The sequence below is a fragment of the Streptomyces sp. NPDC044033 genome (genome assembly GCF_056434425.1).
This window is the reverse complement of record NZ_JBWKFF010000008.1, coordinates 73,804-88,578: the sequence shown is the minus strand read 5'-3', so window position 1 is coordinate 88,578 and position 14,775 is coordinate 73,804. Positions and strand designations below refer to the sequence as shown.

The following is a 14,775-nucleotide window of genomic DNA, read 5'->3' as shown; positions in this document are numbered from 1 at the left end:
GCGGTGACGCGCCGGGCGGCCGTCAGCCCCTCGTTGCCGGCTCTCCCCCACCCGCGCGCTCCGCGCCCCTGGCCCTCGGCCCGTCAGCTCGTGGAGCGGCGGCGGGCGAGACGCAGCGCTCCGTACGCGCCGGTGCCCGCGACGAGTACGGCGGCGCCCGCGAGGACGGGGCGCGGGATGTCGTGGTGGTCGCGGACGTCCTGGCCGATGTCGACGGCCTGCTTGAGGGGGTTGGTGAAGGCCATGGCCTGGCTCTTCCCGTCGCGCTCGGCTGCGTGGGCGCTGCCTGCCGGGACGGCCACGACTCCGACGGCGACGGTGGCCGTGGCGAAGGCGGTGGCGAGGAAGATGCGGGCCTTGGTGGGCACGGGCGGTCCTTTTCTGTGTGCGTCTCGGGGTGCGGCCGCCAGGTGGTCGCGGGTGGCGGCGCCGGGCTCCAGGTCAGGGGCCCGGGTCAAGGGGCCCGGCTCGGGGCTCGTACCGGGGAGAGCCCCAGGCCGGGAAGTGGGTTCCTTGACCATGAGACGCACGTTACGGAGTGGTGGGCTGCCCGCACCACGGCCGTATGGTCACTGTTGCCTCCGTCCGAAGGATGACGTCGGGCCCGTCCGCGTCATACGAAAGTCGATGGGGCGCGCCCGTCCGCGCCTCGGCCGGTGTCAGCCGCCGAGGCCCTTGGCCGCCTTCTTGATGTCGGCGGCGAAGGTGCTCACTTCGGTGTAGACGCCGGGGTGGCCGGGCTCCGCGCAGCCCTGGCCCCAGCTGACGATGCCGACCTGTATCCATCCGCCGGCCGCGTCCTTGCGGAACATCGGGCCGCCGGAGTCGCCCTGGCAGGTGTCGACGCCGCCCTTGTCGAGGTATCCGGCGCAGATCTCGTCGCCCGGGGTGAGCTGGTTGCCGTATGCCTTCTTGCAGGCGGCATCGTCGACGAAGGGGACCTTCGCCTTGAGGAGGTAGCGCTGCTGCTGGCCGCCCTCCTTGTCGGCGCCCCAGCCGGCGATGGTGAACTCGCCGGAGTTGTCGGCGGCGGTGTCGGCTGTTTTCAGGGTGGGCTGGTTGAGCGGCTTGGCGAGTTTGACCAGCGCCCAGTCTTTGCCCTTGCCGTTGTATCCGGGGGCTTGGAGGATGTCGGTCGACTTCACCGATACGGCCTTGGAGCCCTTGAGGTCGACGTCGCCGGCGGTCGCGGTGATGGAGGTGTCGGGGCCGCTGCCGTCCACGCAGTGGGCGGCGGTCAGGACGATCTGCTTGGTGTAGAGGGCGCCGCCGCAGCCCATGGACAGCCGTACCATCCAGGGGAATTCGCCCTGCTGGGCGCGGGTGCCGCCGACGACTCCGGGGCTGGGGTCGGCCGGTTCCGCGGTGGCCTGGGCGCTGCCGGGCTGGAGGCTGAACGCGGCGAGGGCGACGGCGGCGACGGCGAGGGCTCTCTTGAGGGGCTTCAGGTGGCGGGGCATGGGCTTCCTTCCGTGGGGGGCTAACGCCTTGGCAGGCTCATGCCAATCCACGGTCCGGAAGTCGCCACCGGGAGAGCTGGGTCGGAATGCGGCGGTGACGGTGTGCGACGTGAGTCGCACGGGCGTCCGGTCTCCGTGGGGTGAGCCCGTGAAGCGCCCTGTGATTATGTGGACGGAGTGAACGGTGTGACAAGGGTTCCATTCCGGCCACGTTCGAGCTGTCAGTGCGCGCCCGTAGAGTTGGGGCAACGTCTCGGAGCCGACGTCGCCGACGTCTCGGGGCGGGTCGACCGAGCAGCACGGGGGTGATCGCATGACGGTGCCGGGCAGCGATATCGAACACGGCTTTCCGCATCTGGAGACGGTCCGCGGCGCGATCACCGCGCTCTACAAACGGCTCTCCTACGACACGGTGCACACCTTCGGGCTGAGCATGCTCCCCGTCGACGTCGCCTTCGACGATGACGAGGACCTCCACCTCGGTGTGCAGCGCGTCGCGCGGGCGATGGTGGCGCATCTGCATCTCCCCGACGCCCGGATGATCGTCAGCTTCCGCGAGATGCAGCACGCCGCGAACGTCGAACTGGCGGCGGGGCCCGAGTACTTCATCGAGCTCAACGACCGCTTCAAGAACCACCGCCGCGACATCGGCGCCGCCCTCGCGCACGAGGTGATGCACGTCTATCTGCACCGCCTCGACCTCGCCTTCCCCGGCACCCGGGACAACGAGATCCTCACCGACACCGCGGCGGCCTACCTCGGAGCGGGATGGCTGCTGCTGGACGCGTACCGGGAGGACTCCCTCTCCAGCCAGAAGCTCGGCTACCTCACCCCCGAGGAGTACGGCTACGTCCTCGCCAAGCGGGCGCTGGCCTTCGACGAGGACCCCGCGCCGTGGTTCACCAGCCCGCAGGCGTACGAGGCGTACGAGAAGGGGCTGGCCCGCGCCCGGCGCGACGAGCAGCGACCGCCGCTGGCCGCCGCCGGGCGGCTCGCCCGCCATCGGTACTCCAGGGACCGCCGCCATGTGGAGGCGGACGCGGAGGCCGCCGCGTCGGTCCTCCCCAACGGCGGCTATACCTTCGAGGGCCGCGCGCCGCTGCGCGTCGTCTTCCCCTGCCCGACCTGCCATCAGCGGATCAGGGTGCCGGTCCAGGGCAGGCTGCGGGCGCGCTGCGGGCTGTGCCGTACGGTCCTGGACTGCGACACGTAGGCCGTCCCGACCCTCCTCGTCCTGCCCTGCTCCCCCGGCCGGCGGCGGGGCTCCGCCCGCGGCCGGGTGGCGACGACGGGCACGGGCGAGGACGCGGGCCGCCCCGGCCGGCGCCGGGTGAACGTACAAGTGCGGCGCCTGCCTCCGGTCGGGGAAAAGCAGGCGCCGCTGTGGCCCGTACGGCGCTGTACGGACGTCTGTCGGGCCGTCGCTCAGACCATCAGCGAGCGGTCCGTGGGCTTGATGGGGGCGGGCAGCGCGCTGGCCCCCGCGAGGAAGCGGTCCACGCCGCGGGCGGCCGAGCGGCCCTCGGCGATGGCCCACACGATGAGCGACTGGCCGCGGCCCGCGTCGCCCGCCACGTACACGCCCGGCACGTTGGTGGCGTACTCGTCGTCGCGCGCGACGTTGCCGCGGACGTCGAGTTCCAGGCCGAACTGGCGGACGAGGCCGTTCTCCTGGTCCGTGCCGGTGAAGCCCATGGCCAGCGTCACCAGCTGGGCGGGGATCTTCCGCTCGGTGCCCGGCTTCTGTTCGGGCCTGCCGTCCTTGAACTCGACCTCGGCGAGGTGCAGGAACTGCACGTTCCCGTCCTCGTCGCCCTCGAAGTGGGTGGTGGAGACAGAGTAGACCCGCTCGCCGCCCTCCTCGTGGGCCGAGGTGACCTTGTAGAGCATGGGGAAGGTCGGCCACGGCTGGTTGGCCGGCCGGTCCTCGCCCGGCCGGGGCATGATCTCCAGCTGGGTGACGGAGACGGCGCCCTGGCGGTGGGCGGTGCCGACGCAGTCCGCGCCGGTGTCGCCGCCGCCGATGACGATGACGTGCTTGCCCTCGGCGGTGATCGGGGCGACCGTCAGATCGCCCTCCTGCACCTTGTTGGCGAGCGGCAGGTACTCCATCGCCTGGTGGATGCCGTTCAGTTCGCGGCCCGGTACCGGCAGGTCGCGGGCGGTGGTGGCGCCCGCGGCGATCACGACGGCGTCGTAGCGCTTGCGCAGCTTGGCGGCGTCCACGTCCCGGCCGATCTCCACCTCCGTACGGAACTTGGTGCCCTCCGCGCGCATCTGCTCGATGCGGCGGTTGATGTGGCGCTTCTCCATCTTGAACTCGGGGATGCCGTAGCGCAGCAGACCGCCGATGCGGTCGGCGCGCTCGTACACGGCGACGGTGTGTCCGGCGCGGGTCAGCTGCTGGGCGGCGGCGAGCCCGGCCGGGCCGGAGCCGATGACGGCGACGGTCTTGCCGGAGAGCCGCTCGGGGGGCTGCGGGGTGACGTCGCCGCTGTCCCACGCCTTGTCGATGATGGTGACTTCGACGTTCTTGATGGTGACGGCGGGCTGGTTGATGGCCAGTACGCACGCGGATTCACAGGGGGCCGGGCACAGCCGGCCGGTGAACTCGGGGAAGTTGTTGGTCGCGTGCAGCCGCTCGCTGGCGGCGGACCAGTCCTCGCGGTAGGCGTAGTCGTTCCACTCGGGGATGAGGTTCCCGAGCGGGCAGCCCTGGTGGCAGAAGGGGATGCCGCAGTCCATGCAGCGCCCGGCCTGCTTGCTGATGATCGGCAGCAGGGAACCGGGGACGTACACCTCGTTCCAGTCCTGGACGCGCTCGCCGACGGGGCGGGTCCGCGCGACCTCGCGGCCGGTGGTCAGGAAGCCCTTGGGGTCAGCCATTGGTCGCCGCCTCCATCATCTTCTCGTGGATCTCGGACTCGGAGAGTCCGGCTCGCTCGGCGGCGTCCTTGGCGGCGAGCACTGCCTGGTAGGTGGCCGGTACGACCTTGGTGAAGCGGGCGGCGGCGGCCGGCCAGTCGGCGAGGAGGGTCGCGGCGACGGTGGAGCCGGTCTCCTCCTGGTGGCGGCGCACGACGTCGTGCAGCCACTGCCGGTCCTCGGCGGTCAGCGTCGTGACGGCGGAGCCCAGTTCCTTGTTGACGTTGCGGGGGTCGAGGTCGATGACGTACGCGGTGCCGCCGGACATGCCGGCCGCGAAGTTGCGCCCGGTCTCGCCGAGGATGACGGCGGCGCCGCCGGTCATGTACTCGCAGCCGTGGTCGCCGACGCCCTCGGAGACGACGGTGGCGCCGGAGTTGCGGACGCAGAACCGCTCGCCGGTCCGGCCGCGCAGGAAGAGTTCGCCGCCGGTCGCCCCGTACGCGATGGTGTTGCCGGCGATGGTCGAGTACTCGGCGAGGTGGTCGGCGCCCCGGTCGGGCCGTACGACGACGCGGCCGCCGGAGAGGCCCTTGCCGACGTAGTCGTTGGCGTCGCCCTCCAGGCGCAGCGTGATGCCGCGCGGCAGGAACGCGCCGAAGGACTGGCCGGCGGAGCCGGTGAAGGTGATGTCTATGGTGTCGTCCGGCAGGCCCGCGCCGCCGAACTTCTTCGTCACCTCGTGGCCGAGCATGGTGCCGACGGTGCGGTTGATGTTGCGGATGGCGACCTGGGCGCGTACGGGCTGGGCCTCGGCCGGTGAGGCCGCGGCGAGCGCGTCGGCGGCGAGCTTGATCAGCTCGTTGTCGAGAGCCTTGGCGAGGCCGTGGTCCTGGGCGGCGATGTGGTGGCGGGCGGCGCCGCTGGGCAGGTCGGGGACGTGCAGCAGCGGGGCCAGGTCCAGCCCTTGGGCCTTCCAGTGGTCGACGGCGCGGGCGGTGTCGAGGAGTTCGGCGTGGCCGACGGCCTCCTCGATGGAGCGGAAGCCGAGTTCGGCGAGGAGCTCGCGGACCTCTTCGGCGATGAACTCGAAGAAGTTGACGACGTATTCGGCCTTGCCGGCGAAGCGTTCGCGGAGCACCGGGTTCTGGGTGGCGATGCCGACGGGACAGGTGTCGAGGTGGCAGACGCGCATCATGACGCAGCCGGAGACAACGAGGGGGGCGGTCGCGAAGCCGAACTCCTCGGCGCCGAGGAGGGCGGCGATCAGGACGTCGCGGCCGGTCTTGAGCTGGCCGTCGGTCTGGACGACGATGCGGTCCCGCAGGCCGTTGAGCAGCAGGGTCTGCTGGGTCTCGGCGAGGCCGAGCTCCCAGGGGCCGCCGGCGTGCTTGAGGGAGGTCAGCGGGGACGCGCCCGTACCGCCGTCGTGGCCGGAGATGAGGACGACGTCCGCGTGGGCCTTGGAGACGCCCGCCGCGACGGTTCCGACGCCGACTTCGGAGACCAGCTTCACGTGGATGCGGGCGGCGGGGTTGGCGTTCTTGAGGTCGTGGATGAGCTGGGCGAGGTCCTCGATGGAGTAGATGTCGTGGTGCGGGGGCGGGGAGATGAGGCCCACGCCCGGCGTCGAGTACCGGGTCTTGGCGACCCAGGGGTAGACCTTGTGGCCGGGCAGTTGGCCGCCCTCGCCGGGCTTGGCGCCCTGGGCCATCTTGATCTGGATGTCGTCGGCGTTGACCAGGTATTCGGAGGTGACGCCGAAGCGGCCGGAGGCGACCTGCTTGATGGAGGAGCGGCGCGCGGGGTCGTAGAGGCGGTCCGCGTCCTCGCCGCCCTCGCCGGTGTTGGACTTGCCGCCGATCTGGTTCATGGCGATGGCGAGGGTCTCGTGCGCCTCGCGGGAGATGGAGCCGTACGACATGGCGCCGGTGGAGAAGCGCCTGACGATGTCGCTGACGGGCTCGACCTCGTCGAGCGGTACGGGGGTGCGGCCGGTGTTCTTGAGGGTGAACAGGCCGCGGAGCGTCATGAGCCGCTCGGACTGTTCGTTCACGCGCTCCGTGTACTGCTTGAAGATGTCGTAGCGGCGGGAGCGGGTGGAGTGCTGGAGGCGGAAGACGGTGTCGGGGTCGAAGAGGTGCGGCTCCCCCTCGCGGCGCCACTGGTATTCGCCGCCGATGTCGAGGCGGCGGTGGGTCGCGGCGATTCCGGTGGCGGGGTACGCCTTGGCGTGCCGGGCGGCGACTTCCCGGGCGATGACGTCGAGGCCGGCGCCGCCGATCTTGGTGGCGGTGCCGTGGAAGTAGGCGTCGACGAAGGAGTCCTGGAGGCCGACGGCCTCGAAGACCTGGGCGCCGCGGTAGGAGGCGACGGTGGAGATGCCCATCTTGGACATCACCTTCAGGACGCCCTTGCCGAGGGCCTTGATGAGGTTGCGGATGGCGTCCTCGGCCTCGATGCCCGGCAGGAAGGTGCCGGCGCTCACGAGGTCCTCGACGGACTCCATCGCGAGGTAGGGGTTGACGGCCGCGGCGCCGTAGCCGATGAGCAGGGCGACGTGGTGCACCTCGCGGACGTCGCCCGCCTCGACGAGCAGGCCGACCTGGGTGCGCTGCTTGGTGCCGATGAGGTGGTGGTGGACGGCGGCGGTGAGCAGCAGCGAGGGGATCGGGGCGTGCTCGGCGTCGGAGTGCCGGTCGGAGAGGACGATCAGGCGTGCGCCGTCCTCTATGGCGGCGTCGGCCTCGGCGCAGATCTCGGCGATCCGGTCGGCGAGGGCTTCGCCGCCGCCGCTGACGCGGTAGAGGCCGGAGAGGGTGGCGGCCTTGAGGCCGGGCATGTCGCCGTCGGCGTTGATGTGGATGAGCTTGGCGAGCTCGTCGTTGTCGATCACCGGGAAGGTCAGGGCGACGCTGCGGCAGGAGGCGGCGGCGGGTGCGAGGAGGTTGCCCTGGGGGCCGAGGGAGGAGATCAGCGAGGTGACGAGTTCCTCGCGGATGGCATCCAGCGGCGGGTTGGTGACCTGCGCGAAGAGCTGGGTGAAGTAGTCGAAGAGCAGGCGCGGGCGGTCGGAGAGGGCGGCGATGGGTGAGTCCGTGCCCATGGAGCCGATCGGCTCGGCGGCGGACTTGGCCATGGGCGCGAGGATGACCCGCAGCTCTTCCTCGGTGTAGCCGAACGTCTGCTGGCGGCGGGTGACCGAGGCGTGGGTGTGCACGATGTGTTCGCGCTCGGGCAGGTCGGCGAGGTCGATGAGGCCGGCGTCCAGCCATTCCCGGTAGGGCTGTTCGGCGGCGAGGCCGGCCTTGATCTCGTCGTCCTCGATGATGCGGTGCTGCTCGGTGTCGACGAGGAACATCCGGCCGGGCTGGAGGCGGCCCTTGCGGACGACCTTGGCGGGGTCGATGTCGAGGACGCCGACCTCGGAGGAGAGGACGACGAGGCCGTCGTCGGTGACCCAGTACCGGCCGGGGCGCAGGCCGTTGCGGTCGAGGACGGCGCCGACGAGGGTGCCGTCGGTGAAGGTGACGCAGGCGGGGCCGTCCCAGGGCTCCATCATCGTGGAGTGGTACTGGTAGAAGGCGCGGCGGGCCGGGTCCATGGAGGCGTGGTTCTCCCATGCCTCGGGGATCATCATCAGCACGCTGTGCGGGAGTGAGCGGCCGCCGAGGTGGAGGAGTTCCAGCACCTCATCGAAGGTGGCGGAGTCGGAGGCGTCGGGGGTGCAGACCGGGAACAGCCGCTCGCGGTTGTCCGCGCCGAGCAGGTCTCCGGCGAGCTGGGATTCGCGGGCCCGCATCCAGTTGCGGTTGCCCTGGACGGTGTTGATCTCGCCGTTGTGCGCGACGAAGCGGTACGGGTGGGCGAGCGGCCAGGACGGGAAGGTGTTGGTCGAGAACCGCGAGTGGACCAGCGCGATGGCGGTCGCGAGGCGGCGGTCGGAGAGGTCCGGGAAGAACGGCTCCAGCTGTCCGGTGGTGAGCATGCCCTTGTAGACGAGGGTCCGGGCGGAGAGCGAGGGGAAGTAGACGCCCGCCTCGCGTTCGGCGCGCTTGCGCAGCGCGAACGCCTTGCGGTCGAGGGCGAGGCCGCTGAGTTCTTCGTCGCCGTCGCGGGCGGCGACGAAGAGCTGGGAGAAGGCGGGCATGGTGGCGCGGGCGCCGCTGCCGAGCAGCTGGGGGGCGACGGGGACGACGCGCCAGCCGAGGATGTCGAGTCCTTCGGCGGCGGCGATCGTCTCGATGCGGGAGACGGCGGCGGCGGCTTCCTCGGCGTCGGCCGGGAGGAAGGCGATGCCCACGGCGTACGCGCCGGCTTCGGGGAGGGGGAAGGTGACGGCTTCGCGCAGGAACGCGTCGGGGACCTGGAGCAGGATGCCCGCGCCGTCGCCGGAGTCGGGCTCGGAGCCGGTGGCGCCGCGGTGTTCGAGGTTCCGCAGGACGGTGAGGGCCTGCTCGACGAGCGCGTGGCTCGCCTCGCCGGTGAGGGTCGCGACAAAGCCCACGCCACAGGCGTCGTGTTCGTTGCGCGGGTCGTACAAACCCTGCTGGGCGGGGTGGGATGCGGATCGCATCGGCTCTCCCGTCGTCGTCATGGCATCTGAGGGTGCCGAGGGACGACTCTGGCCCTCTGCGAAGAATTTCGTGCAGGTTACATGATGGCCTGCTTCTCGAACAGCGGATGCCTGATTCCAGGATGTGGACTTCAGACGGAAAGTGCGAGTCGGGGCGAATGCGGATTGATCGCCCGCTGGTGGGACATCGTGCAGCGGGCGACGTTGCCCGCGACGCTCCGGCCTTATGCCCGGCCGTCTGGAGCCTGAAACCGCACGGTAACTCGCTCACTATGCGGCCGACCGCATAAAGCGTCAACCTATGGCGGTACCGAAAAGGATGCCGAGGGCGTACGTCACACCGGCGGCGGCCCCGCCCAGGCCCAGCTGCCGCAGTCCGCTGAACCACCACGACCGCGCCGTCACCCGCGCCACCACCGCACCGCAGCCGAAGAGCCCGATCAGCGCGAGCAGCACGGCGGGCCACAGCGTCGTCGCGCCCAGCAGGTAGGGCAGTACGGGCAGCAGCGCGCCCAGCGCGAAGGAGCCGAAGGAGGAGACCGCGGCGACCGTCGGCGACGGCAGGTCGGAGGGGTCGATGCCCAGCTCCTCGCGGGCGTGGATCTCCAGGGCCTGCTCCGGATCCTTGGAGAGCTGCCCGGCGACCTCACGGGCCAGGGCGGCGTCGACGCCCCGCGACTCGTACAGCGCGGCCAGCTCCTCGACCTCGTCCTCGGGGTGCTTGCGCAGCTCGCGGCGTTCCACGTCCAGCTCGGCCTGGACGAGTTCGCGCTGCGAGGCCACGGAGGTGTACTCGCCCGCGGCCATCGAGAACGCGCCGGCCGCGAGCCCCGCGAGCCCGGTGATCACAATGGTCTGCGAGGAGGCGGAGCCGCCCGCGACACCGGTCATCAGGGCGATGTTGGAGACCAGTCCGTCCATGGCGCCGAAGACCGCCGGACGCAGCCAGCCGCCGTTCACATCGCGGTGGGTGTGGTTGTCGCGGTGGGCGACGTGTGGTGCCTCGGTCGTATCCAGGACAGACATTGCTGCGCGTGCTCCTCACTCCGGGGACGGGCCCGATGCCCCACCCCGAACGATTCAAAAGTACGCACGATTTACGGTGATCCGCTAGCAAGGAAGGCCGAACTTACCTCTCTGACCTGCACAAACGCGCGGGGGCCCAGGAAATTGCCCCGGGACGCACCGAGGCCGCCGCACCCGGTGGGGTGCGGCGGCCTCGAAAGGGTGGAGGAGGAGCGGGGTCCGTCAGGGCTTCTCGGAGGGTCCTTCAGCCTTCGCCGCGCTCTTCTCGGCCTTCTCAGCTTCGGCGGCGGGGGCATCGGCTTCGGCAGGGGCCTTGGCTTCGGCGGGGGCTCCGGCTTTGGCGGGCGCCTTGGCTTCGGCGGGAGCCTTGGCGGAGCCCTTGGCCTTGTCGGTAGCCCCGGCGGCCTTCCCGGCCGCTCCGGGCTTCGCCATGGATACGGCGGCCTCGTCGTCGACTTCGGCGTTCCCGCCGACTGCTTCCGCGCTCGCCGCGGGCTCGATGACGGACTCCCGGCCGGGCCTGCGCTTGACGGAGAGGACCATGAACACCACGGCGGCGACGAAGACGACGATCGACGTCCAGCCGTTCAGCCGCAGCCCGAGGAAGTGGTGGGCGTCGTCCACCCGCAGGTACTCGATCCAGAACCGGCCCACCGTGTACGCGGCGACGTACAGCGCGAAGGACCGTCCGTGCCCGAGCTTGAAGCGCCGGTCGGCCCAGATGACCAGCAGCGCGACGCCGACGCACCACAGCGACTCGTACAGGAAGGTCGGGTGGTACGTACCGGCGACCCGGCCGATCGACGGGTCGGCGTCGATCTTCAGCGCCCAGGGCAGATCGGTCTTGCGCCCGTACAGCTCCTGGTTGAACCAGTTGCCCCAGCGGCCGATGGCCTGAGCGATGGCGAGGCCGGGCGCGAGCGTGTCGGCCCAGGCCGGGAACGGGACGCCGCGGCGGCGGCAGCCGATCCACGCGCCGAGCGCACCGAGCGCCACGGCGCCCCAGATGCCGAGCCCGCCCTCCCAGATCTTGAACGCGTCCACCCAGTTCCGACCCGCGCCGAAATACAGCTCGTAGTCGGTGATCACGTGGTAGAGCCGTCCGCCGACGAGCCCGAAGGGCACCGCCCACACGGCGATGTCGGCGACAGTCCCCGACGTGCCGCCCCGGGCGACCCACCGCCTGTTGCCGAGCCAGACGGCGACGAAGACGCCGATGATGATGCAGAACGCGTAGCCGCGCAGCGGTACCGGGCCGAGGTGAATCACGCCGGTCGACGGGCTGGGAATGTAAGCGAGGTCCATGACAGGGACGACGCTACCGTGCCGGACGGGAACCACGGCAACCCACCCGACGCAACAGCTGCGTAACGAGGCCCCGGACGCGGGCCGGCCCGCCCCCGGAGCCTCGGCGCCGGGCCGCCAGTCCGCCGGTGCCCACACCGGCTCGGCCGGCAGACGGGCGGCGGGCGCGGCCCGGTTCGGATGCCGCGCTGTACGGGCGGGACCCCGGGGACGCCCTTACCCATACGGCGCGTATCACCGTCGCACTGGACCGGAGAGGCGAGGAGCGCGGTATGCGCCTCTGGGCCGGTCCGAGCCACCCACGGTGGCGTCCGGTCTGAAACCTTGCCAGGTCACAGCGAATGCCGCCGATCCCCCTCAAGGGAGCGGCGGCATTCGTCCGTGCGCGGAGGTCACTTCTTATTGGCGTCCGCGACCATCTTCTTGAGCTTGTCGGGGGTCAGTGGGTTGCTCTGGTCCGCGTAGATGTTCTTGCCGTCGAGCAGGACGGTCGGTGTCGAGTGGTAGGAGGACTTCCCGAAGGCTTCGTTGGTCTTCTTCACCCAGCCGTCGTGGGCGCCGTCGTTCACGCACTTCTGGAAGGCCGGGGTGTCCAGGCCCTTGACCTGGCCGGCGAGTTTGATCAGGTGGGCCTTGTCCGCGAAGGCGTCCTCGCGCTCGTCGGGCTGGTTCTTGTAGAGCAGGTCGTGGTAGTCGGGGAATTTGCCCGCGTCCTGGGCGCAGGCGGCGGCGTTGGCGGCGTTGAGGGAGCCCGTGCCGCCCATGTTGCCGTCGATGATCGTGACCAGGTGGTACTCGGTCTTGAGTTGGCCCTTGTCCTGGAGATCGTGGATGGTGTCGTGGAATTGGGCCTCGAAGCCCCCGCAGCCGGGGCAGCGGAAGTCCTCGTAGACGGTGAGGGTGGCCTTGGCGGCGGGCTTGCCCTCGGGGATCACCACGTTGCCGTCGCCGGTGGCGCCCTTCGGGGCGACGGCCGGCCCGGACGCCTGTTCATCCTTGCCCTTGTCCTTGCCGGAGCTGCTGACGAGGGCGCTCACCCCGGCCGCGATCCCTAGCACCGCCACCACCGCGACGGCCGCGATCAGCGTCCGCTTCCGCTTTTCACGCGCCCGGTCCGCTTCGCGCTGTTCCCGCAGCCGCTCGCGGGCGCTGCGCGTTCCGTCGTCCTTGCCTGGCTTGCCTGGGTTCCTCTGGTTCACGCCCTCGTACAACGAGCCGGGGACGCGCGCATGCGCGTCCCCGGCCGATGTTTCCTTCCAAAGAGTTACCGCGAGGCGTATCAGCCCCGCTGGCGCACTCCCTTGGCGAGTTCGCCCGCGAGCGTGGAGACCGCCGCGAGCCCCGAGTCCAGGTCGGGGGCGTCCAGCAGCCGCTTGACGAACGCCGTGCCGACGATCACCCCGTCCGCGAACCCGGCCACCTCGGCGGCCTGTTCGGGGTTGGAGACGCCGAGCCCGACGCACACCGGCAGTTCGGTGGTCACCCGGGTGCGTTCGACGAGGTCGTGTGCCTGCCGGCCCACGGATTCGCGGGTGCCGGTGACGCCCATCAGCGAGGCGGCGTACACGAAGCCGGTGCCCGCCGCGGTGACGCGGGCGAGCCGTTCGTCACGGCTGCTCGGCGCGACGACGAACACCGTGGCCAGCCCGTGCTGCTGGGCGGCCTTGCGCCAGGCCTCGGACTCCTCGACCGGCAGGTCGGGCAGGATGCAGCCCGCTCCCCCGGCCGCCGCGAGATCGGCGGCGAACCGCTCGACGCCGTACTGGTCGACCGGGTTCCAGTACGTCATGCACAGGACGGGCGCGCCCGTCGCGGTGTGCACGTCGCGGATGGTGTTTATGACGTCGACGATCTTGACCCCGCCGCGCAGGGCGATGTCGTCGGCGGTCTGGATGACCGGGCCGTCGAGGACCGGGTCGCTGTGCGGCAGCCCGACCTCGATGATGTCGCAGCCGCCCTCGATCATCGCGCGGATGGCCCGTACGCCGCCGTCCACGGTGGGGAAGCCGGCTGGGAGGTAGCCGATCAGCGCCGCGCGCCCCTCGGCCTTGGCCGCGGCCAGAACCTGGCTCAACAGCTCGATGTTGCCGCTCACTTGTCTCGCTCCGGGTTCGTCTCGGCCTGTCCGGCGCGCTCGGTCTGCTCGGTCTGCTCGGTCTGCTCGGTCTGCTCAGGGTCGTACAGGCCGAAATAGCGTGCCGCCGTGTCCATGTCCTTGTCGCCGCGCCCGGAGAGGTTGACCAGGATCAGGCCGTCCTCGCCCAGGTCCTGGCCGACTGTCAGGGCGCCCGCGAGGGCGTGCGCGCTCTCTATCGCCGGGATGATGCCCTCGGTACGGGACAGCAGCCGCAGGGCCCGCATCGCCTCGTCGTCCGTGATCGCCCGGTACTCGGCGCGGCCGGTGTCCTTGAGGTAGGCGTGCTCGGGGCCGATGCCCGGGTAGTCCAGGCCCGCCGAGATCGAGTACGGCTCGGTGATCTGGCCGTCCGCGTCCTGGAGTACGTAGCTGCGCGAGCCGTGCAGTATGCCCGGGGTGCCGGCGGTGAGGGTCGCGGCGTGTTCGCCGGTGGTGACGCCGTGGCCGCCCGGCTCGCAGCCGATCAGGCGGACGTCCTCGTCGGGCAGGAAGGCGTGGAAGAGGCCGATGGCGTTGGAGCCGCCGCCGACGCAGGCGATGGCGGCGTCCGGCAGCCGGCCCGTACGGTCCAGGATCTGGCGGCGCGCCTCGACGCCGATGACGCGGTGGAAGTCGCGGACGAGGGCGGGGAAGGGGTGCGGGCCCGCGACGGTGCCGAAGAGGTAGTGCGTGTGATCGACGTTGGCGACCCAGTCGCGGAACGCCTCGTTGATGGCGTCCTTGAGGGTGCGGCTGCCGGAGGTGACGCTGACGACCTCGGCGCCGAGCATCCGCATCCGCGCGACGTTGAGGGCCTGCCGCTCGGTGTCGATCTCGCCCATGTAGACGGTGCAGTCGAGGCCGAAGAGGGCGCAGGCGGTGGCGGTGGCCACGCCGTGCTGGCCGGCGCCGGTCTCGGCGATGACGCGGGTCTTGCCCATCCGCTTGGTGAGCAGGGCCTGGCCCAGCACGTTGTTGATCTTGTGTGAGCCGGTGTGGTTGAGGTCCTCGCGCTTGAGGAAGACCCGCGCGCCGCCCGCGTGTTCGGCGAAGCGCGGCACCTCGGTCAGGGCGCTGGGGCGCCCGGTGTAGTTGGCCATCAGGTCGTTCAGCTCGACCGTGAAGGACGGGTCCGCCTTGGCCTTCTCGTACTCGGCGGCGACCTCGTCCACCGCGGCCACCAGCGCCTCGGGGATGAACCTGCCGCCGAACGCGCCGAAGTAGCCCTCGGTGCTCGGGATGTGACCCTCCGGGTCCGGAATGAAGAAGTCAGATGACATCCGACGTACTCCTCGATCGGGGCCTTGGCCCCGCAAAGTATCGGTCTGTGGGCATCACGCGGTGCGCGCCCCGCGCCCGGCACTCAAGCGGGCGTACGGGCCCGGCGCTCGCGCGGGCGTACGGCTGAGCGAAGCCCCGCCGCGCGC

Annotated in this window: 10 protein-coding genes; 1 reads left to right on the top strand and 9 read right to left on the bottom strand. The window is 71.0% G+C overall.

Going from position 1 to position 14,775, the window contains the following annotated elements; genetic code table 11:
* Window positions 1–83 precede the first annotated feature (83 nt).
* Complete coding sequence (locus tag AC07AB_RS16505; RefSeq protein ID WP_478566560.1) at window positions 84–368, bottom strand: hypothetical protein; 285 nt, start codon at window positions 366–368, stop codon at window positions 84–86.
* Between the two features lie 291 nt (window positions 369–659).
* Window positions 660–1,460: a S1 family peptidase gene (locus AC07AB_RS16500; protein WP_478566557.1), complete on the bottom strand. Its 801-nt coding sequence runs from the start codon at window positions 1,458–1,460 to the stop codon at window positions 660–662.
* 313 nt (window positions 1,461–1,773) lie between these two features.
* Between AC07AB_RS16500 and AC07AB_RS16495 the strand changes: the two genes are divergently transcribed.
* A complete protein-coding gene (locus tag AC07AB_RS16495; protein WP_478566554.1) occupies window positions 1,774–2,673 on the top strand; it encodes a hypothetical protein in 900 nt (299 codons plus the stop codon).
* Between the two features lie 212 nt (window positions 2,674–2,885).
* Here the strand turns inward: AC07AB_RS16495 and AC07AB_RS16490 are convergent, their stop codons facing one another.
* The 7 genes from AC07AB_RS16490 to trpB form a co-directional block, all read right to left on the bottom strand.
* Window positions 2,886–4,346, bottom strand: coding sequence for a glutamate synthase subunit beta (locus AC07AB_RS16490; protein ID WP_478566551.1), 1,461 nt, complete (start codon window positions 4,344–4,346; stop codon window positions 2,886–2,888).
* Window positions 4,339–8,901, bottom strand: a complete 4,563-nt coding sequence (gltB, locus tag AC07AB_RS16485) for a glutamate synthase large subunit (protein WP_478566548.1) — start codon at window positions 8,899–8,901, stop codon at window positions 4,339–4,341. The genes AC07AB_RS16490 and gltB overlap by 8 nt, the downstream gene beginning before the upstream one ends.
* Window positions 8,902–9,195: 294 nt before the next feature.
* Complete coding sequence (locus AC07AB_RS16480; RefSeq protein ID WP_478566545.1) at window positions 9,196–9,927, bottom strand: VIT1/CCC1 transporter family protein; 732 nt, start codon at window positions 9,925–9,927, stop codon at window positions 9,196–9,198.
* Between the two features lie 222 nt (window positions 9,928–10,149).
* A complete protein-coding gene (gene lgt, locus AC07AB_RS16475) occupies window positions 10,150–11,232 on the bottom strand; it encodes a prolipoprotein diacylglyceryl transferase (protein WP_478566542.1) in 1,083 nt (360 codons plus the stop codon).
* 392 nt (window positions 11,233–11,624) lie between these two features.
* Complete coding sequence (locus AC07AB_RS16470) at window positions 11,625–12,431, bottom strand: DsbA family protein (RefSeq protein ID WP_478566539.1); 807 nt, start codon at window positions 12,429–12,431, stop codon at window positions 11,625–11,627.
* Window positions 12,432–12,511: 80 nt separating this feature from the next.
* Window positions 12,512–13,327 carry a tryptophan synthase subunit alpha gene (gene trpA, locus AC07AB_RS16465; protein ID WP_478566536.1) on the bottom strand — a complete coding sequence of 272 codons (816 nt, stop codon included), beginning with the start codon at window positions 13,325–13,327 and terminating at the stop codon, window positions 12,512–12,514.
* On the bottom strand, window positions 13,324–14,628 hold the full coding sequence (trpB, locus tag AC07AB_RS16460) for a tryptophan synthase subunit beta (RefSeq protein ID WP_478566533.1): 1,305 nt from the start codon (window positions 14,626–14,628) through the stop codon (window positions 13,324–13,326). The genes trpA and trpB overlap by 4 nt, the downstream gene beginning before the upstream one ends.
* Window positions 14,629–14,775 lie beyond the last annotated feature (147 nt).